Below are 20792 nucleotides of genomic sequence, written 5' to 3' on the forward strand. Positions count from 1 at the left end.
GATGGATCTGTTGATTATTTGATGGCGCGACGGTGTTCGTTCGCGGTCTCGTCCGCATCTGTCCATTCATCGCCAGTCAGTTCGCTTTTGTCGTAGCTGTGGAATTGCGCCAGAAGCTGCTCGCGATCCTCCACGAACAGCGACCGCGCAATACCGTTGGACAATGTGGTTGCACCCTCGTTGATCGACGGTATGCCGCTGTTGATCTTGCCGTGCGACAACAGAGACGGGAACGAGAAACAATAGGCGTGGCTGATCCAGCGGTCCTGCTCAGCATCGGATTTCGGCATGAACTGAAAAGCAGCGCCGAGATAAGGTGACGCAGCAAGGCCAGCATTTCCAAGTGCTTTCGGTGGCGTGTAAGCCTCTCCCCACAAAAGGGCATTGCTGGTAATGGCCTCAAATTCTGGCCGCTTGGCGTAATCGATACCAAAGCCGGTGGCAAAGATGATGAAATCCACACCATAAAGGCCTTTCGGCGTGGTGATCTTAACCCCGGCAGCCGTTTCGACAATGTCGTCTATCGGGCTAGAAAGATGGAAATGCGCATTTGGCCATTTTGACACGCGCAAAACGCTGTGTTTGGGCGGCGGCGTTCCCACCTTGCTGGCCTCGTGCATGATCAGCCACTTGTCCGCATCAGGCAGGTCGAAATAGCCGTAGCGCGTACCCATGCCGGAAATTCCGGCGAGACGATCGACCTTGGCGAGACTGCTCTGGCGGACAAACACATCAACCCGCGCTGCCCCTGCTTCGAGAGCGGCAGCTGCGTTGTCCATTGCGGAGGAACCGGACCCGATGACGGCAACGGACTTGCCTTTCAGCGTCGCCATATTGATTATCGCGGCACCATGAGCCCGATATTTTTCCGGAACACGGTGCGCAACGGCGGGCAGGAAAGGTTCTCCCAAACCATCCAACCCGGTTGCGATGATCACCCGGCGGGCATATTCCACATGGTCGCCTTGTGGGTCGGCGTAGGCAATTTCGAACAGTCCGTCCGCACGCGGCGTGATTCCCTGCACACTCGCTTCATTGACGACATCCAGTTCAAGAACCCGGCGATACCAGATGAGATAATCCATCCACTGCGCCGTCGGGATCAATGACATTGCCTCGAATGCTTCGCGGCCAAATTGCGCCTCGTACCAAGCCCGGAAAGTCAACGCAGGCAGCCCCAGCGCCAGACCCGGAAGGACCTTTGACGTGCGCAAAGTTTCCATGCGGGCATAGGTGATCCAGGGACCTTCCTGTCCGGCCGGTGCGCGGTCGAAGGCGCGCACATTCTCGATGCTATGGCCTTTCAGTGCCGCCATTGCGATGAGGCCACACAGACCGGCGCCAATCACCGCTACATCGAGAACTTTTTGACCCTGATGCTCGCGCGGCTTGACCCAGGAAGACGCGGGACGGTTCAGCCAGAGAAGGTCTTCGGCAAGCCTCTCTTCAAGTTCTTCCAAGGTTTGGGGGCTAAGGCGAGTCATGAACATCTCTTGGAAAGGCGAGGACTGCTGCGAAAATGCGCTTGTATCAACATTGCTCAGGCCGACTGGCGAAGCGTTGGGATACTTGCCACCAGTTCCTGCGTGTAAGCGTGCTGGGGATTGCCGAATACGGTCTCGACTGGCCCGTGTTCGACGTCCTGCCCGTTGCGCATCACCGACACCGTGTCGGCAATCTGACGGACAACCGCGAGATCATGCGAGACGAAAATATACGTCAGGCCAAACTCTCGCTGAAGTTCAGATAACAGTGCAAGAATTCTGGCCTGTACGGTCACATCCAATGCCGAAACGGCTTCATCCAGCACCACGACCTCGGGCTGCAGGATCAGCGCGCGGGCAATGGCCACACGTTGCCGCTGGCCACCGGACAAGGTTGCGGGATGACGATCAAGTACATCCGCCGGCAAGCCAACGCGCGAGATCATATTCTGCACCCGTTTGGCACGCTCGTCGGGAGAAAGCCGTTCGAAATTTCGAAGCGGTTCATCCACGATCTGGAAGATCGTCTGGCGCGGATCCAGCGAACTGAACGGGTTTTGATAGACCAGCTGGATCTTGCGTCGAAACTGGCGAAGTTTCTCGCCAGAGAGCTCAGCAAGGTTTTCACCACCAATCACGATGCGGCCATTCGTCGGCTTCTCAAAGCCGGTGACCATGCGGATCGTCGTGGTTTTTCCACTGCCGGATTCACCAACAATCGCATGCGTGGTACCACGGGCAACACGAAATGACAGATCGGCCACGGCAAGCAATCCGTCCGACTTGCCCGGCAAAGAAAAGCGCTTGCTCAGACTTTCAACCACCACAACATCATCCGTCTGGATGCTGGTACTATCCAGATTGCGGATGCGGTTATTGCCCGCAAAGGCCGGCGCATCGGAAAGCAGCCTTTGCGTGTAGGCCTCTTTGGGAGATGCAATGATCTCGGCAGTGGGTCCACTTTCAACAATACGCCCTTGATGCATGACCACGATCGCATCGGCACGAGACGCAACGCCCAGATCATGAGTAATCAGCAGGATCGAGGCGTTGGTTTCCCGTTTGAGAGTCTCGATCAGATCAAGGATACGTTTCTGGACGGTGACATCCAGGGCGCTTGTCGGCTCATCGGCTATGATCAAGTCGGGTTCAAGCATGATCGCCATGGCAATCAGCACGCGCTGCCGCATACCGCCCGACAGCTGATGGGGGTATTGGTCATAACGCAGTTCAGGAGACGATAAACCGACCTTGGCCAACAACTCCAAGACCTTGGCCTTGCGGGAAGCCTTGCTTAGCCGATGTCCATGGATCTGGAACATCTCAGCCAATTGTGAGCCAATGGTGCGGATCGGGTTCAGAGAGCTACCGGGATCTTGCGGAATGAGACCAATGCGCGAACCGCGCAGACCGTCCAATCGCCGGTCAGACCATCCGGCAATATCGGTGCCATTTAGCAGAACCTGACCGCCGTCAATACGTCCTCCGGACAACAGACCAATAATCGATTGCGCGGTGGTGGTTTTGCCAGAACCGGACTCGCCGACGATTGCCAGGGTTTCACCACGATTGATCTTGAACGATATGCCGTGCACAGCCGTGTTTGCGGTGCGCCCCGCCCCGTAAGAGACAGACAGATCGCGCACCTCGAGGATGGGCAGCGAGGCATCCACGCCATTAGGAGACGTTGTTAGAACCGTCATCGTTGGCTCCTCATCGATTTACTGATCTGATTGGCGGCAAGCACCACGATAACCACAACAAGGCCGGGCGCGGCGGTCAGCCACCAAGCCGTTGCGACATAGTTGCGGCCTTCCGCGACCAGCAATCCCCACTCCGGCGTGGGTGGTGGTGCGCCATATCCCAGGAAGCTCAGCGTCGACAATTGCAGGATGGCCGAGCCAAACTGCAGCGCGGAAAAGGCGACAACAGAAGTCAATGCGTTGGGCAGGACATGCCGCCACAAAACCTTCGCCAAGGTGCCGCCACTGCCGATGGCTGCCTCGACATAATCGCTGGCACGAACGCGGATCACCTCGGAACGCATCAAGCGCGCGAAGGCTGCGATCGCCGAAACACCAACTGCGATCGATGCATTCAGCGTGCCAAAACCGAGCAGGATGATAATGGTCAGCGCCAGAAGCAGCGCCGGGATGGACAGCAGAACATCGACAATGCGCATGATGATTTCGTCGACAATACCACCCGCCGAACCGGACAGTAGACCGAGAGCGGTACCGACAACAAACCCGACAGCGGTTGCGATGAACGCACCGCTTAACGAATGCACGGAACCATGCACAACACGTGAAAACAAATCACGGCCCAAGGCATCGGTACCGAAGAAATGCGTCAAGTTTGGTGCACGAAGCTGCTGGCCGGGAACGCTGGCAATAGGATCATAGCTGCTGAACAGGCCGGGGACGACTGCCCAAAGCACAGCCAGGAGCAGAACCAGATAGGCGAGAGCCGTTGCAATACGGATCGAGCCGAGCTTTTCTCGCAGTCCGGCAAATCTTTCCCGACTGTGCAGACCCGTGACCGGTTCTTCTACAGGAGACATCTCAGGCAGCCCTCATGCTCTTGCGCAGCCGTGGATCGAACACTGGATAGAACAGGTCCACGACAAGATTGATCGTAACGAAACATGCTGCTGACAGCAGGACGACGACCTGCAGAACAGCCACATCGAGAGTGGCGACAGCGGCTTCGGTCAGTCGACCGATACCGTTCAGTCCAAAGACCGTTTCTGTGACAACCGCGCCGGCGAGCAGTTCACCGAACAACATGCCGCATATGGTCAATACCGGCAGCAGCGCATTGCCCAGCACATGACGCCAGAACGCAAAGCGCAGCGAAGCGCCCTTGGCACGGGCAACGGCAACGAACGGCCGTGTCATCACGTCATCAATATTGCGGATCAAAATCTGCGCAATCGGCGCACTGATCGGTACCGCAAGCGTTGCCACTGGCAAGATAAGTCCAACCCAAGGGCCGGGATTGATGACAGGAACAAGCCCAAGCCTGAACGAAAAGATCTGGATCAGCATCATGCCCAGCCAGAAGGCAGGAATGGCGACAAACAGTGACGGCAGCGCGGTGATGAAACGTCGCAACCACCAGAAAGGCGAGAAATAAGAGAGGAAGGCCAAGACGAAACTCAGCAGAACCGCACCAACAAAACCGAGGCCAGCCAGTCTGAAGGTTGGCAACACATTATCGGCAAGCAAAGCGCTGACGGGAACACCGGCATCAATCGAATACCCGAAATCGCCGGACAGCGTATTGACCAACGAACTGAAATAACGTTCGAGCGGTGGGTTGTCGGCGCCATAGCTTTCACGAATATGCGCAAGCTGCTCCGGCGTCAGCACGAAGTCTGCCCCCATGAACTTGATGAAGACCGCATCACCCGGCATCATCTGCAACAGCAGGAATGACAGGGTGAAGGCGGCCCACAACACGATCACAGCTTGGCCAATGCGCGAGACGAGGTATCGGGAAAGAGACAATGCTTCAGACCACACTTGTTTCGATGTTAATGGCCTGATCTATCGATCAAGCCACACGCTATAAAAGACAGGCCGACCGACAGCCTCAAAAGCGACGTCCTTGACATAGGGCGCGCCCGCAAAGGACTGGGGTTCTTCAAACAGCGGAATGACGTAAGCCTGTTCGATCAAACGCTTCTGCGCTTCACCGGTATATTCAAGACGCGTGCTGGTATCCGGCTCCGACGCGATCTTGTCGAGAATGTCGTTCAAGTCGACGTCGACAAACGTCGTGCCCTCGCCCTTGCCACCCTTCTGGCGCAACTGGTCGCGCGTTGTCGGATAATATTGGCTCTTGAGAACTTCCGGATCAGCACGTTCGACTTTTGTCGGCACCAGCGGTGTCTTCAACGGATCGAGATCATCCTTGGTGCGGGTACCGGCTTCACCAGCCAGCAGTTTCAGTTCGACGCCAACGGCTTTCCATTGCTGGGCGAGCAGCTGTAACGTTTCCTTGCTACGGGCATAATTGAGCGATTCATAAACACCCAACGACAACCGCTGACCATCCTTTTCACGAATCCCGTCAGCACCCGGCTTCCAGCCCGCTTCATCCAGTAACGCGTTGGCGCGTGCAGCATCAAAGGTCAGGTCACTGCTGAGATCAACAAAACCGGCAGAAACCGACGACAGTGGTGAGCGAGCCTTGGGATAGTTGTCGGAGAACAGCGTATCGATGATTTCCTGGCTGTTCGTGGCATGCAGAAGGGCCTGACGGACCTTCAGATCTGCAACCAACGGATTGCTTGGACGGAAGGCAACAGCGTGGGTCGTGCCACGGGTTTGTGCACCATAAACGGTATATCCAGCTGCTTTCACCTGCGCCTCATCATAGGCGTGAACCTGGCGGATGAAATCGCCCTGACCGGAGATCAGTGCACCGATGCGCACGCCATCTTCCGGCACCGTCAAAATGGTGATGCCATCAAGATTGGCACGACCCTGATGCTTCAGTTTCGCGGGACCCCAGGCGTAGTCGGTACGCGCCGTCAGCTGAATTTCAGTACCAAGCTTTTCACTGGCGACAACAAACGGGCCGGAACCGATGATGTTGGGCGCCTGACCGAGTTCATCCGACGACAATTTCAGCGTCGACAGGGCAACGAGGCCGGATGTCGGGGTGGCTGTTGCCTGAAGGAAACCAGGTGCTGGCGCCTTGAAGTGGAACTTTACGGTTTTGGCATCAACCACTTCCGAGCGCTCATAGTTGCTGATTGCTTCCGAAACCGTCTGCTTCAGCGCCTTGTTGCCAAGTCCAAATGCGTCATAGTTGGCAGCAACAGCAGCGGCATCAAGCGGTGTGCCATCAGAGAAGGTTACGCCGTCACGCAGGTGGAATGTGTACTCTGTTGCATCAGCATTGACGTCCCAGCTCTCGGCAATCCACGGCTCGATCTCAAGCGTCTGCGGGTTCTGATAGGTCAGCTTGTCGGTGATCTGGTTGAGGAGGCCCCCGTTCGGATAAAAGCCAGCAGCTGGCGGATAAAGGCTCGTATGCGCCTGTTTTTCGAGATAAATCAGCGTGCCACCCGGCTTGCCTTCAGCCCATGAAGGTACTGCGAATGTTGTCGCAGCGACCAGCGCACCAACTGCGCACATGCTCTTTAAAATCCGGCGACGCGCAACAGAATAAAGCATCATAATTCCCTTCGTATAACCCTAAAATATACCGCTGCACGCGATGTCTGCGTGATCCGACCGATGTGCCCCAACTACGCCAGCGCATATGCAAGCCCTGCGCTTTAGAAAGTCGGTTAATCTATCTAAATGGTAGATATTCTATGCGTCCGACGTAAGGTCGATTTGTTTCAATTAAATTCTGAATATAGAAATATAAGCTATCAATTATGCGAAATTAGCAAGATGATACTCGCAAAACTTCGCGTGCTCAAGAGCGTTCCAATGAGACGCCGAATTCCAGAAAATAGTTTCGGATAAGGGGTGCACGTTGGAATCAGCCACAGCTGATCGCTCACACGCTTTATTGCAGAAGTAATTTGTCCGAGTGTTTGACAAACCCCGGAAGCGCCTTGGAACTCACCTCTATCGCTTCAATCAACGCGGTGATCGTCTGCCCCATCGGTCGGCCAGAGGCGGTAATGACACCCCAGTGGAACGGGATGCTGAAGGACAAGGGAATGGCTGTAACGTCAGTGACGGGAAGCCCGAAAATCGTTGCCGATTCCACCACGGCAATCCCGAGGCCGGAGCGTGCCATGGCAAGCGAAACATAGGTCGCGTTGCTGTCAATGATGCCGCCCGGTTGCACGCCATGCTTTTCAAGGGTCTGGTTGATACGCATCCGTAACCGGTACGGGTTGGCTGATACGATCAACCGCCGTCCCTGCAGGTCCTCAGGCGTTACGACGCTGTGTTTTGCCAATTCGTCATCATTGCTGACGACCGCCACGCAGGGGGACTCGCCAATCCAGTGCACATCAAGCCCCGAATTATCGAGCGGCAGGCTGGCGATACCAATATCTGACGTACGCGCCAACACAGCTTGCACGACATTTTCAGACGCGGTGCTTTTGACATGGATATGCGAGGGCAATGATGCACTCTCCAGCAACGCCAAAGCCGAAGGCAAAATGCTGGCGGCGAGAGCTGGGACGGAAGCAACTTCAATGGGCCGAGCGGCATCAACGGCAATCTTGCGCGCACCTTCGCTGATGGTACGCAAACCACTGAGAAACAGCTCCGCCTGGGCAAAAAAAGCCAGTCCCTGTTCGGTTGGTATGATACGCGGGCCATTGCGGTGAAGAACCGGAAAACCCAGTTCTTTTTCAAGATCCTGGATCAGCCGTGTCATCACCGATTGGGATTTTCCGAGCGCTTTTGCAGCACCGGTCATGCTTCCAATAGATACCACTGCGACAAACGCTTCCAGCTGTCTGGTGTCGAGGTAATCGGGTATCATACTGTGTTCAAAGCCAAGTTTTGCCTTTTAAAATAAGCAGTTGCTACGCATTTGGTAATTTTTCGGTCAGCCCGACCACCGTTGCATAATCAGAATTCAGCAATTGGCGTCAAGAGGTAGCGAAAACAATGGCCCAGCCCTTACCGGTAAATCGCCTGCCGTTCGCGAAGAACGGCAGGCGATTTGACGCGCAAGCTAAGTGTCAATCGACCACAAATCCTGTTTTCTTCAGGAGTTGCAAGAACAGCAACGGCAACAGTGTCGTCAGAATGATCGTAACAAAGGCCATGGCCATACCGATCCCGACTGAACCTTGCTCGAACTGACGCCAGATAAAGGTGGCAATCGTCTGCATGCCAACTGGGGCCACCACAACTGAGGCAACCAGTTCGCGAGAAGCAAGAGCAAAGACCAGCAGCATTGCCGAGGCAACACTGGGGAACACCAGCGGCAGCAGAATACGGCGGAAAGCGACGGGTCCACTAGCGCCAAACACGCGCGCCGCTGCCTCAAGATTGTCACCGAGCTGCACAAATGCAGCGGTTGCGTAACGCGCCGTCTGTGGCAGCAAAATACAGCAATAGGCCAGAAGAAGGATCAAGGCGGTATTATAGGGCGTGAATGGCAGGCCGGGCATGTTCCAGGCCATGATCAAACCAACGGCAACCACAATACCCGGAAGGGCATTGGGAATGACGGTCATGATATCGATCAGGACACGTCCGCGCATTCTGGTCTTTACAACTGTATAAGCCGAGACAACGCCGATGATACCGGTAATGATAGCAGTACCGACGCCAAGCGTCAGGCTGTTCACCAAGGCACCCAGCGCACCGGCGCTGTTGCTGAAAACGGCGGCAAAATTTGCTAGCGTTACATTGTCTACGGCAAGACCGCCCGAGATGGTACGCGATAGCGACGTAACGAGAATGGCAAGCATCGGCACGCCGGTTGCCAGAAATGCCACAACAGCAAATGCCGCCATGACAGGCACTGTGAAGGCACCAAGCGCGCGCTTGTCACTGTTTTGCGGTTTGCCCACCACGGTCTGATAGGAACGACGCGCGAGGATCCAGCGCTGGACGAGGAAAGCCAGCAGCGACAAAGTTACCAGCACCAATGACAGGATGGCAGCACCGGGCAAATCAATCGGCCAGTCGCTGACCCGTGTATCAATGCCGGTTACAAGAACCGGGAAACCGGCACGGCTGCCCAAGGCTGCTGGCGTGCCGTATTCCTCGATGGCGGCGGCAAATACCAGAAGAAGACTTGCGGCAAGACCGGGCGCCGACAGAGGCAGCGTAATTCGCCAGAATGCCCGCGTTGGCGTCGCACCGAATACACGGCCGACATCCGCATAACGGGCACCAACCGCCTCGACCGTGCGCGACACAGCAAAATAAACGACCGGAAATGTGTTGAAGGTCATGACCAGTGTCATGCCGAACAGCGAAAACAGGAATTGCGAAAGATTGAAACCAAGAAGCTGTTGCAGATAACCGCGCGGCTGCAATGTCATGATCCAGCCCAGTGTGGCGATGTAGGGAGGGATCATGAAGGGCACGAGCAACAGGATATCCCACACTCTTGCAAACGGAATGCGGTACAGTGCACGCGCAACACCAAGCGGCACCGCTAGAACGGCCGACGCCATCACCACACATAGCCCAAGAAGCAGCGTGTTGCGGGTCATGCCCAAAAGCTTGCTATCCCCAAGGGTTTGAGCAAGCCGCGAGAAGGGCTCCGAAAAGGAGCCCTGCCCGAGTTGAGGAAAGATCGCCTGGAGTACGATTGCGGCAAAAGGCACGACAACGACGATTACGAGGCCACAGGCAGCAAGCCAGGCAGCAGGCGCGGCACCACCAATATCCTTTGCACGCATTCTTTTATACTCAGTTTGTTCCGAAGATATCGGAAACCTTCTTCAGGGTCTCTTCGCGCTTGCCGTAGATGGCGGACGCATCGTAGTCGAGCAGCTTCAGGTCGCTGATCAGCGGACGGTCAGCCGGGATGTCAGTACGTGCTGGCATCAGGTAGGTTGCGGCAACCATCTTCTGGCCTTCGTCCGACAGCATGTAGTCGATGAACTTCTTCGCCTCATCCTGGTTCTTGGACCAGTTCAGGATCATGGCAGGACGCGGTGCGATAACCGTGCCGGAAGCAGGGAAGATAACGTCAATGCTTTCGCCCTTGGCCTTGTTGCCATAGGTGATGTAGTCAACAGCGCCAAAAACAGCAGCCTTTGCACCCTGCAAAACTGGGTTAAGCGCTTCAGCATTGGCGCCGGCAATGATCGCGCCATTTGCCTGCAGGTCCTTGAAGACCTTGAAGTCGTCATGAGCGCCGAGAACGCCGGTCAGTTCGAAAGCAGAACCAGACTGGGCAGGATCTGGAATGTTCACAAGGTCCTTGAACTCGGGCTTTGCCAGGTCAGCCCACTCTGCAGGCTTCGGTGTGCCGCTCTTGGTGTTCCACGCAATACCGAGCGCAGAAACGCCCTGTGCAACAGCGGTGTCGGACTTCAGGAAATCAGGAACCTTTTCAGCGTTAGGGCTTGTGTAGGACACCAGCCAGCCACGCTTTGCGAAGTCGGTTGCCGTATCCCAGGACGCGGAAATGACGATGTCAACGACAGGGTTAGCAGCTTCTGCCTCAATACGGGCCATGACCTTGCCGGTTGTTGCCTGGAAGACATTGACCTTGATGCCGGACTGCGCGGTAAACCCGGCAGCCATCTTGTCGATGAGGTTCTGCGGGCCAGCGGTGTAGACGGTGATATCGGCATGGGCAGTACCGGCCATCAGCATCGCAGCCAATACGCCAAAAGCGGTGTGCTTGAGGGATTTCAACATGTTGCAACTCTCTCCTTTTGAGTGATCTGGTCATCGGCACCGAACCAGTGGATCTGATCGACATCGACGGAAATCGGAATTGTTTCGCCCGGTCTGAAACGGACCTGGCTGAGAAGCTGAAGCTCGACGGACGGCAGGCCGGGCGGCGAGACAACCGCCAGATGGCCATCACCACGGAACTGCGAACGCAGCACCACGCCCTGGAAACTGGCACGACCTTCGTCGGCCGACACGGCACGTGTCGGAATGAGGATACGAGCGCGGTTACGGGACGGGTTTTGCATGTCGGCAATTTGATAGGTGCTGCCAGCCAGGAACCAGTTGCCGTTTTTCCACTCGATATCGGCCAGACCGCCAAGTCTGAGGAAGTCCGCGACTTCAGGTGTTGCCGGGCTACCGATCAGGGAATCCGGCGAGGCCAGCTGCGCGATATGGCCGCTGCGCATAACCGCAACTTCATCGGCCAGCGTCAGCGCTTCGGCATGATCATGCGTGACATAAACGGCCGTCAGTTGCAGCGAGGCAATCAGTTCTGCCAGTTCACCAACCATGTTTTCGCGCAGTTCGCGATCAAGATTGGACAGAGGCTCGTCGAACAGGATCAACTGCGGTTCCGCTACAATGGCGCGGGCAATCGCCACGCGCTGCTGCTGGCCACCGGACAGATCGCTTGGGCGTCGATCCGCGAAAGCAGCCAGACCGACACGTTCAAGGGCGCGAATAGTGCGCTGGTGTCGTCCACTCTTGCCAATGCCGCGCATTTCCAGCGGGAAGGATACATTGCCTCCCACGGTCAAATGCGGCCACAGTGCATAATCCTGAAACACCATGCCGAGATTGCGTTTTTCAGGCGGTGCGAAAATCGAATTGCCCGCATCAGCCACGACCTTGCCCGCAATCGACACAGAACCAGCTGTCGGCTGCAACAGACCTGCAATCAGTCGCAACAATGTTGTCTTGCCGCAGCCGGAAGGCCCCAGAAGCGCCAAAGTGCGACCACGGACCAAGGAAAGGTCGATGCCCTTGAGGATTGCCGTCTGGGAATACTGGAAACTCAGGCCAGCAGTAGAAACCGCAGCCTGGGCTGCCTCGGAGGTGAAGGTCATATGATCGCAGGGGTTGATTAAGATGCGACCTCACTATTCTCACGACATAACAGATATGTGACAAACTCTGTCACAGACCAAAAACCAGCGGTTTTCTTTTCAAGGTCAATTCTCCCTCAGCCGATCATTTGGGTTGGCGAGCGATGTAATTCGATGCTGGTATTTTACCCGCAGGCAGCAGACACGCGTAATTGAACCGCCGCATGGCATCACGAAGAAGCTGCGTGTAAGCTCCGCAAGCACACGCAACCATAGCAAGAAATATTTTTACGCATGCATTGAAAGCACAAATGAAGTGCTTTATATATTTAAGCATGATCACAAGGCTTCTTTCTCGCATCATTCTGGTGCTCGGACCGACAAAGCAGGATCTGTCTTCCCTGCGGGAGACCCTGTCTGCCTACCGGCATGCGATGAGTATTCTCGACCAGACAGAAGGCGCAAATCTGGTTGCGTTGCATACCGCAGCATATGAAAACATCCGCGCCCGGACCGGCCTGCCCTCACGCATGGCGACACTGGCTTTGCGCGACCACAGCCATCACGACCCTGAGCAACCCGTCGAGAGCATTCCTCTCGATGCCAAACTGTTTTCCGTCAAAGGACCAGACACGGTCAGCATCGCCACGATCAAAGGCCGTATCGTCGTGCCTTACGCGGTGCGGGGTTATCAGGAGGGCTGGACTGATTTTACTGAAGCACGCCTCATATTTGAGGAAGACACAGTGACCATCCACGCCGGAATAAGGTCCGGCTTTCAACCGAACAAGGAGACTTCCATGAATAATGAAGGCATTCTTGCCCGGCTCGGGCGCGTCATCGCTGGTGTTGTCAACAACGCCGTAGACACAGCTGAGTCAAACAATCCGGTTGCCGTTGCTCAGCAGGCCGTCCGCGAAATTGGGAAAATCGCCGAGGAAGCCCGTGCAGCACTGGGCGTCGCGGTTGCAGCCGGTCATCGGTTGAAGGCCAAGGCCAAGGATCTGGATGACGAAATTCAGGACCTCGATGAAAAGATAAAGGTCGGGTTGGAAAATAATCGCGAAGATCTGGCGCGTGCCGCAACCGGCCTGCAGATCGATCTGGAGGCCCAGCGCGAAGCACTTGGTAGAGCGATCATGGAAAATGCTGCCGAGATCACCGAAGCAGAGGCCACATTGCGCAGTATCGCCTCAGCCAAGGCAGACGCCCATAAACGGGTTGAAGACGCACAGAAAGCAGCCAAAACTGCAGCGCACGTGGATTCGACACCATCGCAGCGCAATGACCAGCGCCTTGCAGACGCACTGGATGCCATAGAGCGGGTTACCGGCACGCCAGCAAAACCCACGAACGGCGCCGCCGAAATTGAAGAGCTTGGCCGCTTACAGCGACAAAACGCCATTGATGCGCGTCTCAAGGCATTCCGTGAAGGGCAACGCTAATGGGAACAATCGTCCAACCAGGTACCGCTGCATTCTGGCTGGCATTGCTGGTCATTGCCGGGCTTGGCATTGTGGAACTTGTTTCAATGTTGCTCGGCGCATCCGTCTCCTCGCTTCTTGATGATGGTTTTAGCCATCACACACCCGGAGAGTCGCATTCCGGCCTGCTTGGCAGCTGGATGTCCTGGCTCAATGCCGGCGGGGTGCCTGTCCTGGTGCTCGCCGTCATTCTTCTGGCGGCTTTTGCGGTGGCCGGCTTCGTCATACAGGCAATATCGTCGGCGACCATTATTGACCCGATGCCGGATTATGCGGCGATAACCGGAGCACTGGCAGCAGCCATTCCAGTAACCCGCTGGGCCAGTCGTGGCCTGGCCAAGATCATCCCGCGTGATGAAACAAGTGTGCTGCACCAGTCTGACTTCATTGGACTGGTCGGAACAGTCACCCTCGGTCCGCTCGATCAGGGAAATCCTGGCACCGTCAGGGTCAAGGACCGATACGATAACATCCACTCCTTGCGCGCCAAAGCGGCAGTGGGATACACCATTGCAACCGGTGAGCCCATTTTAATTGTCGACGGTTCCGAGGGGCTTTTTGAAGCCATCCCGGCACCGGCGGAACTTAACTTGTCCAACAATGGGCAAAATGGGGGTTAACACACGATGGATTTCTTTTCTCTAAGCCTTATTGCAGGGGTGATTATCGCCGCGATTGTCGTCATCGGCATTATCATGACATCGCTCTACACCCGTTCGACGCGCGATAAAGCCTATGTCCGAACCGGTCTTGGCGGCAAAAAAGTCGTGCTAGACGGTGGCTCGATCATCCTGCCAATCTTCCATTCCTATTCGTGGGTATCGCTCAGCACGCTTCGACTTGAAGTGAAGAGATCCGAGCACGAATCTCTCATCACAAAAGACCGTATGCGTGCGGACATCACCGCGGAGTTTTACGTCCGTGTAAAACCAGATGCTGAAAACATCGCGCTGGCGGCCCAGACGCTCGGTGATCGCACCAATGACGCAGACGCATTGAAGTCACTTGTCGAAGCAAAATTCGTGGATGGCCTGCGCTCGGTTGCGGCGACCATGTCGCTGCGCGACCTTCAGGAACAGCGTGCCGAATTCGTCAAATCCGTTCAGGCGGCTGTTGCCCATGACTTGCAATCCAACGGTCTGGAACTCGAATCCGTATCGCTGACGCGTCTCGACCAGACCGACATCAAACACTTCAACCCGAACAACACCTTCGACGCCGAAGGTTTGACGGCGCTGACCAAGATCACCGAAGAGCGCAAGCGCGAGCGTAACCAGATTGTTCGTGACAATGAGGTTGAAATCGCCACCAAAGACCGTGAAGCCTCTCTGCGCAGATTGACCATTGAGCGCGAACAGCGTGACGCAGAATTGAACCAGGAACGCGACATCGCCAATAAGACGGCGGAAACACGCGCCGAAGCCGCGAAGATCGAACAGGCTGCCCGCCTCAGCGAAGAAACCGCCAAGCTGGATACTGAACGCGGTATCGCAGAACGTGACGCACAGGCCCGTCAGGCCCGTGAAACAGCACGTATCGAAGCTGAACGCGGCATTGCAGAACGTGAAGCCGAAGCCCGCAAGATTACCGAAACGGCCCGCATCGAAGCGGCGATTGCCGTTGCCGAAAAGGTAGAGGAAGAACAGGCAGCTCGTGCCAAGGCCGATGAAGCCAAGGCTGCCGCTATTACCGCCGAAGAACAGGTTGTGACCGCGCGTGAAGTGGAAATTGCCGAACGTGCCAAGCGCATTGCGGTTATCGATGCCCGCAAGGCCGCAGAAAGGGATGCAACAGCCATAACGGTCAAGGCAGAAGCGGAACGTGCCGCAGCGGAAAACCTGGCTGCCGCAGCAAAGATCGCAGCAGAGGCTGAGGCTCAGGCCGCCAAGATCCGCGCAGAAGGTGTGATCGCACTCGGCGACGCTGAAGCCCAGGCCGAACGTGCCCGTAACGATGCCCGTAACGCCCTGTCCGGTGATATCATCGAGTACGAACTTGCCCGCGCGCGCATCGAAATCATCCCAGAGGCACTGGCAGAAGCCATGAAGCCAATTGAGAAGATTTCCGACATCCGCATTTTCAGCGCCGGTAATCTGGCAGGTGCGCTTGGCGGCAAGGGCGGTGAAGGTAACGGCGGTGGCAGTGCCTTGAATGATCTCTCGGGCCAGTTACTCAGCTTCACTGCGCAGAAGCCGATCCTTGATGAAATCCTGTCTCAGGCTGGTTTCAAGGGTGAAGACCCGACCCAGGCACTGCTTGCCGGAAGCCTTGCTGGCGCTTCAAGGTGCCGCAACCAAGAAACTTGACAAGAGCGACGACGCCTGACAACAACCCTTAGACCAAAAACAATGCGCGGCTTTCACAGGAAGCCGCGCATTATCATTTTGTCGTCGAACGTTAAGCAAGCACCCGAACCTGCCCATCCTCTACAATGACCTCGGTAGGACGGTCATGCGATAGGAAGTTGATTGGGCTTGCCGTGATGCCATAGGCGCCTGATTGCAGGACGGCCACGAGGTCACCGGCCTTCAGGTCCGGCATCTGGATATCACGCGCTAAAATATCGAGTGGCGTGCAAAGTGGGCCGGCGATCATCACCGGCGCCCAATTTGTTTCATTCATACGGGCTGGCGCAACCACGGGGTAACTGCGCTTGATAACCTGTCCCAGATTACCCGATGCCGCCAGATGGTGGTGCATGCCACCGTCAGTCACCACAAAACAAGTACCGCGTGAGTGTTTCACCGAGTTGACTTCGGCAACGTAAACGCCCGCAGGTCCAACAAGGAAACGACCCGGCTCTACAATTGCCTTGGCGGATGACAGGAGTGGATCATCCTTCATCAACGCAATCAGCGACGGAACCGCAGCCGCGATGACATTCAGATCAAGGGACTTGTCGCCGACGTGATAGGGAATGCCGAGCCCACCACCGAGATCGACCGTTTCAAGCGGTTTGTTCAACTGCGCAGCAATCCGTGACGCAATGCCAATCGCATGACGCCATTGTTCCAGAAGTGCTGCTTCGTCCAGAATTTGCGTGCCGCCATAAACATGCACACCGACCAGGTCGATAGTCTCAACGTTGGACACGGCATCCAAGGCAGCTTGTAGATTTTCTTCATCAAATCCGAATGCTGTCGGCTTGCCACCCATACGCATGGCACCGGCCTGCACGGTCGGCACCGGGTTGATCCGCAGAGAACACCGCACCGGCTTACCGATCACCTTAAGGCGTTCGATCTCTTCAAAACTCTCAATATGAATTTCGCCGATACCGCCGACTAGGACCTCTTCCAGCTCCCGAACGCGTTTGCCTGGGCCGGCAAACAGAATTTTTTCTGGCGCCACACCTGCCGCCAGCGCAGCACGATATTCCCCGACTGACGCGATCTCGACGCCAGCGCCCTCTTCAACAAAAACCTTGATGACCTGCGGATTGGGGTTGGCCTTCACCGAATAGTGGATAGTGGCAAACCCGTCCAATGCGGCTGCTAGCTGCCGGTAGGTCCGGCGCATGAGAGCAGCATCATAAATATAGGCAGGAGTTGCGGTTTTTGCGGTTATCTCACGAACCGTCACGCCGCCAATCAGGAGATCAGGGCCGTCCGTCTGGAAAAGGGAAGCAGCAAGATTATAGCCATGCGACGGTCTGGGGCGCTCGGTTTCACTCACGACGCCACCCGCTCTTTCACCAGCCTCTGGTAATCAATCTTGCCATTGGGCGTGACCGGCAGTTCATCAACGACCTCGATCACGCGCGGCACCATGTAGGATGCGAGGCTCGCAGCCACAGACCGCAAGACGGTGGTCACATCGACATCATCGGCCCCGGCAACTGCTAGCGCATGAACCTTCTGGCCGGCCAGTTCATCCGGCAATCCAATCACCGCGACCTGCCTGAAATGGCCGGTTGCCATCACAGCCTCCTCCACCTCAGAGGGACTGATACGGTAGCCCGATGACTTGATCATCGCGTCATTGCGGCCGATGAAGCTGAAAAAGCCCTCGTCATCCTGCACTGCCAGATCGCCGGAATAACAGACAATCTCGCCGCCGATCTCGGCATCGTGGAACGGATGCGGTTTTAGAACCTTGGCCGTGTCCTCGGGCCTGTTCCAATAACCAAGTGACACGGTTGGGCCACGATGGACGAGAATGCCCGGCTCGCCCGGTGCAGCCCGTTGTCCAGATGTTGTTACGATAAAGACCTCACACTCTGGAATAGCCTTGCCAATCGACGTCGGACGGCGGTCGAGTTCCTCCGGCGGCAGAAAGGTCGAACGGAAGGCTTCCGTCAAACCGTACATCAGGAAAACTTGTGTTTGCGGCAGCAACTTGCGAAGTGCTGTAACCGTGCTGGTTGGCACCGAGCCGCCGGAATTGGTGATATAACGCAAATGCGGAAGTTCCGTCTTCGAAAGCAGCGGCGACGTTTTGGTCAGGATCGCCCATACGGTCGGCACACCCGCCAATCCGGTGATCTGGTGATCACGCAGCGCACGGGTGATGTCGTCACCAAATCGGAAGCTGAGAATGACGATGGTGGCGGCCTGTTCCACCGATGTCAGAAGCTGGTTGAGACCATAATCGAAGCTGAAGGGGAGAATCGACAGAATACGGTCGTCTGCGGTGATGCCGAGATAGGTGCGAACGATCCGGCTCCCGGCCAGCAAATTGCGATGCGACAGCATCACGCCTTTGGGTTTGCCGGTGGAGCCAGATGTATACAGGATGGCGGCGAGATCTTCGCCAATATTGTTTGAAGGTACTGTCAGACGGTCGGCATCGGAAATATCTTCAACATACAGAACGGTAACATCGTCAATATCAGCGAGACATTCAGCGATGATATCGCCTGACGCTTTGCTGGTGATGACAAATCGAGCACCGCAATCGCTGACGATATGGGAGATCTGCTGACCGCGCAGCAACGGGTTCACTGGGACGAACACACCTGATGCCCGGCTGACCGCGAATATAGCGACACTTTCCTCGATGCCGCGTGGCAAAAAGATTGCAACCCTGTCTCGCCGCTGCAGACCTTCCGCGACGAGCGCGCCAGCATATCTGGCAACCAGATCGCCCGTCTCCCGGTAAGTGATGCGGCGATCACCATTGATGATCGCAATCTTGTCACTAGAAATGTGAGGAGCAAGAAGGTCGTGCAGGAGTACAGGCTGCGAAATCACCGGGTCGTTCGCTCCACGAAAGCTGTAATGCCGGCAGGTGTCGCCAACTCCATAAAGTCAAAATTCTCGTCATCGATCGATATGCCGAAACGTTCCGACAGGAACATGATCAGCTCCAGAAAGCCGAGAGAATCTATGGCGCCTTCCAGCAACGGCGTTGTTGCGCTCAACGGAACCAGATTGGGGAAGCGACCTTCCAGGTAACCGAAGACCGCCTCTGAAACGTCCGGGTCGGCCTTCCTCTCACTTAACATTTGTACTCTCCTAAATTGATCGCTTGTCGTCAGGCGTTGAGAAACACGCGCTCCGAAAACATCTCGTTAATAACGTCGTCCTGCCACACGCCTTTTATCTGGTAGGCATGCGCCGGCCACGGATTGATGGCGTGTCTAACCTGAACATCTGCTGGAGTAACCATACTCAAGAGCGGAACGCCGCGCTTGAGAAGGAAGCGTGAAAGCGGACGCAGATTATCAACGACAGTCTGGGCACTGGTTGCATAAAGCACCCTTGCCATCGGTATCCTGCGTTTGGAAATCACATCGAGAATAACCGGATGACAGGTGTCGTGCAGCTTGATTGACAGCGCCATACAGCCTAGTTTCATATGCAGGTTGATGCCGTCCACCTGGCGCGCCGATAGCCCCCCTTCGGGAACCTGATCAATCGGAAGAACTGTGCCAGCATTCCGGCCAAACAGCGCAGTAAACGGCAGCGCAAACAACAGGTTTCTGGAGGCAAAGGTCCGAAAACCCAGTTGCTGGTTAAGCTTGATAGCATTTTCAGACGGAGAAAAGTCCGTGTAAACAAACGTGTCGTCCGCCATCGCTTCCTGCAGCATGCGTGGCGCAAACCAGCGATACCTGGCGTCGACATACCAGCTTGAAAGATTGAGAAGTTTTTGGCCCGTCGTCATATGATAGCCGGGTATTTTCAGCAACACGCCAACCGGCTCGTCTTTGGCAAGCAGTATGCTGCCGACCGATGCGAAATCATGGTCTCGGGCATAGGCATGCAGGCGGGAGACACCGCGAGCCCAAAAGCCTGCATCCCTTTCGGGAAAGCCTTTGGCAAGCAAGTCAGCGGCTGTCGTCAGCCTTTGCTCATCGATGGACACGATCCTAAGCATTTTCTCCCCGACTAAGGACGGTCACAACCTTTCCCCCGATACCAGCATCTGCGTTTTTTGCCTGTCAGTCGGCAATCATATCTCGGGTTTCAAACCTAGGACACGACAACCACCGATTTATTCACATATCTCATTTTCGAGGGATTTGCGCCCTCTAGGTTGAGTATGAATATCCTGATACAGCAAAATCATTACCGCCCTCTTTCAATCGGCGGAGGTAACTTCACAAAAAGGTGAATTCTGCTGAGCTTTTACGCGTTTGACTAGAATATCTCAGACATTTCGGAAAGTAGAAAATGATTTCTACTGTTAACAATCTCTACCGAGAAAAAAATAGAGTTGCGCATTAGTCCCGGTTTGCCACAATCGCACGCAGACAGAGATTTTTTACTGATTTGAAAAGCCTGTCGCGGTCCGTTTTTGCGGGATCTGCGACCGCGCCGTGGGTGGCACTGAACAACATCACTGCCATCATTTTTGGGTCATCGACATCGAACATGCCATCCGTCGGCCGACCGACGATTGCCACCATGGATGGTTCCAACCACCATTAGACGGATACGCCCTGCAATGCGAGGGCGCAGTTTGTCGAGATCACCGACCTTCCGCACCACGCTGTGAATATCGCGACCATGGCCAATGACCGTCAATTTCGGCTTCAAGCGAAAAGCTCAGGAATGTACGAATGAGCACGATCAGCCCAAGAAGACCGACACTTTCGAAGGTCAACGGCGATATAATCGTTGCAATGATGTCGGCACCGATCAGAATTTCGAGACCCAGCAGGATACCGCGCCCCAGATTGGCGCGGTAACGATCATAGGCATCCTGTTTGGCCGCCGATGTCAGGTCCCGAAGATAGATGCCCGTTGCAACCGCAACGCCAACCAAAATCACACCAACCCCGAAAAATTCCAGGCCCAGTGCAAGCGGCTTGAGGATCGGCGCAATCAGACTTGTCAGGCCGTCGGCCTCACTACCAATGTCCATTTTCATAATCCTTTTTTGAAAAGAGATGGGGATTTGGCCCTGCGCCAGAAGCGTCACTTACTGAAAGAGGGGCGCGCAGCGCCCCTCTCATCATTATCGATCATA

Annotated in this window: 18 protein-coding genes and 1 pseudogene; 3 read left to right on the plus strand and 16 right to left on the minus strand. The window is 55.7% G+C overall.

Annotation, left to right across the window (positions count from 1 at the left end):
• Positions 1 to 14 precede the first annotated feature (14 nt).
• From PYL13_RS19055 to PYL13_RS27075, 10 genes and pseudogenes are all read right to left on the minus strand, one after another.
• Positions 15 to 1484, minus strand: a complete 1470-nt coding sequence (locus PYL13_RS19055) for an NAD(P)-binding domain-containing protein (protein WP_275643242.1) — start codon at positions 1482 to 1484, stop codon at positions 15 to 17.
• A gap of 56 nt (positions 1485 to 1540) precedes the next feature.
• A complete protein-coding gene (locus PYL13_RS19060; RefSeq protein WP_259148768.1) occupies positions 1541 to 3187 on the minus strand; it encodes a dipeptide ABC transporter ATP-binding protein in 1647 nt (548 codons plus the stop codon).
• Positions 3184 to 4047 (minus strand): ABC transporter permease, encoded by an 864-nt coding sequence (locus tag PYL13_RS19065; RefSeq protein ID WP_275643243.1) that lies wholly within the window; start codon positions 4045 to 4047, stop codon positions 3184 to 3186. The genes PYL13_RS19060 and PYL13_RS19065 overlap by 4 nt, the downstream gene beginning before the upstream one ends.
• Before the next feature lies 1 nt (position 4048).
• Positions 4049 to 4996 (minus strand): ABC transporter permease, encoded by a 948-nt coding sequence (locus PYL13_RS19070; RefSeq protein ID WP_275643244.1) that lies wholly within the window; start codon positions 4994 to 4996, stop codon positions 4049 to 4051.
• 39 nt (positions 4997 to 5035) lie between these two features.
• Positions 5036 to 6673, minus strand: a complete 1638-nt coding sequence (locus tag PYL13_RS19075) for a TIGR04028 family ABC transporter substrate-binding protein (protein WP_259148902.1) — start codon at positions 6671 to 6673, stop codon at positions 5036 to 5038.
• Positions 6674 to 7016: 343 nt separating this feature from the next.
• Entirely contained in the window at positions 7017 to 7955 is a 939-nt protein-coding gene (locus tag PYL13_RS19080) for a LysR family transcriptional regulator (RefSeq protein WP_192489760.1), read from the minus strand.
• A gap of 202 nt (positions 7956 to 8157) precedes the next feature.
• A complete protein-coding gene (locus PYL13_RS19085; RefSeq protein ID WP_259148765.1) occupies positions 8158 to 9837 on the minus strand; it encodes an ABC transporter permease in 1680 nt (559 codons plus the stop codon).
• A 10-nt stretch (positions 9838 to 9847) separates the two neighbouring features.
• On the minus strand, positions 9848 to 10807 hold the full coding sequence (locus tag PYL13_RS19090; RefSeq protein WP_275643245.1) for an ABC transporter substrate-binding protein: 960 nt from the start codon (positions 10805 to 10807) through the stop codon (positions 9848 to 9850).
• Positions 10801 to 11358, minus strand: coding sequence for a TOBE domain-containing protein (locus PYL13_RS27070; protein WP_441296685.1), 558 nt, complete (start codon positions 11356 to 11358; stop codon positions 10801 to 10803). The genes PYL13_RS19090 and PYL13_RS27070 overlap by 7 nt, the downstream gene beginning before the upstream one ends.
• A 90-nt stretch (positions 11359 to 11448) precedes the next feature.
• Positions 11449 to 11805, minus strand: a pseudogene (locus PYL13_RS27075) (ABC transporter ATP-binding protein); the annotation flags it as partial.
• A 422-nt stretch (positions 11806 to 12227) separates the two neighbouring features.
• Here PYL13_RS27075 and PYL13_RS19100 point away from each other — a divergent pair.
• From PYL13_RS19100 to PYL13_RS19110, 3 genes are read left to right on the plus strand one after another with little or no spacing between them, the layout of a single operon-like run.
• Positions 12228 to 13337 (plus strand): PspA/IM30 family protein, encoded by a 1110-nt coding sequence (locus PYL13_RS19100; protein ID WP_275643247.1) that lies wholly within the window; start codon positions 12228 to 12230, stop codon positions 13335 to 13337.
• Positions 13337 to 13996, plus strand: coding sequence for an OB-fold-containig protein (locus tag PYL13_RS19105; protein ID WP_275643248.1), 660 nt, complete (start codon positions 13337 to 13339; stop codon positions 13994 to 13996). The genes PYL13_RS19100 and PYL13_RS19105 overlap by 1 nt, the downstream gene beginning before the upstream one ends.
• A gap of 6 nt (positions 13997 to 14002) precedes the next feature.
• Positions 14003 to 15682 (plus strand): flotillin family protein, encoded by a 1680-nt coding sequence (locus PYL13_RS19110; RefSeq protein ID WP_275643249.1) that lies wholly within the window; start codon positions 14003 to 14005, stop codon positions 15680 to 15682.
• A 91-nt stretch (positions 15683 to 15773) separates the two neighbouring features.
• Here PYL13_RS19110 and PYL13_RS19115 read toward each other — a convergent pair whose 3' ends face one another.
• The 6 genes from PYL13_RS19115 to PYL13_RS19140 all read right to left on the minus strand — a co-directional run bounded on the left by PYL13_RS19115 (position 15774) and on the right by PYL13_RS19140 (position 20687).
• Entirely contained in the window at positions 15774 to 17051 is a 1278-nt protein-coding gene (locus PYL13_RS19115) for a type III PLP-dependent enzyme (RefSeq protein ID WP_275643250.1), read from the minus strand.
• Positions 17048 to 18565 carry an AMP-binding protein gene (locus PYL13_RS19120; protein ID WP_275643349.1) on the minus strand — a complete coding sequence of 506 codons (1518 nt, stop codon included), beginning with the start codon at positions 18563 to 18565 and terminating at the stop codon, positions 17048 to 17050. Before PYL13_RS19120 ends, PYL13_RS19115 begins: the two co-directional genes overlap by 4 nt.
• Positions 18565 to 18822, minus strand: coding sequence for an acyl carrier protein (locus tag PYL13_RS19125; RefSeq protein ID WP_275643251.1), 258 nt, complete (start codon positions 18820 to 18822; stop codon positions 18565 to 18567). The genes PYL13_RS19120 and PYL13_RS19125 overlap by 1 nt, the downstream gene beginning before the upstream one ends.
• Positions 18823 to 18851: 29 nt before the next feature.
• The gene (locus PYL13_RS19130) at positions 18852 to 19697 is read right to left on the minus strand and encodes a hypothetical protein (RefSeq protein WP_275643252.1); all 846 of its coding nucleotides are present in this window, start codon (positions 19695 to 19697) and stop codon (positions 18852 to 18854) included.
• A gap of 346 nt (positions 19698 to 20043) precedes the next feature.
• Positions 20044 to 20229 carry a hypothetical protein gene (locus PYL13_RS19135; RefSeq protein ID WP_275643253.1) on the minus strand — a complete coding sequence of 62 codons (186 nt, stop codon included), beginning with the start codon at positions 20227 to 20229 and terminating at the stop codon, positions 20044 to 20046.
• A 62-nt stretch (positions 20230 to 20291) separates the two neighbouring features.
• Positions 20292 to 20687 (minus strand): DUF1622 domain-containing protein, encoded by a 396-nt coding sequence (locus PYL13_RS19140; protein WP_192489771.1) that lies wholly within the window; start codon positions 20685 to 20687, stop codon positions 20292 to 20294.
• Positions 20688 to 20792 lie beyond the last annotated feature (105 nt).

The organism is Agrobacterium sp. Azo12, assembly GCF_029193765.2.
In the GTDB taxonomy this organism is placed as follows: domain Bacteria; phylum Pseudomonadota; class Alphaproteobacteria; order Rhizobiales; family Rhizobiaceae; genus Agrobacterium.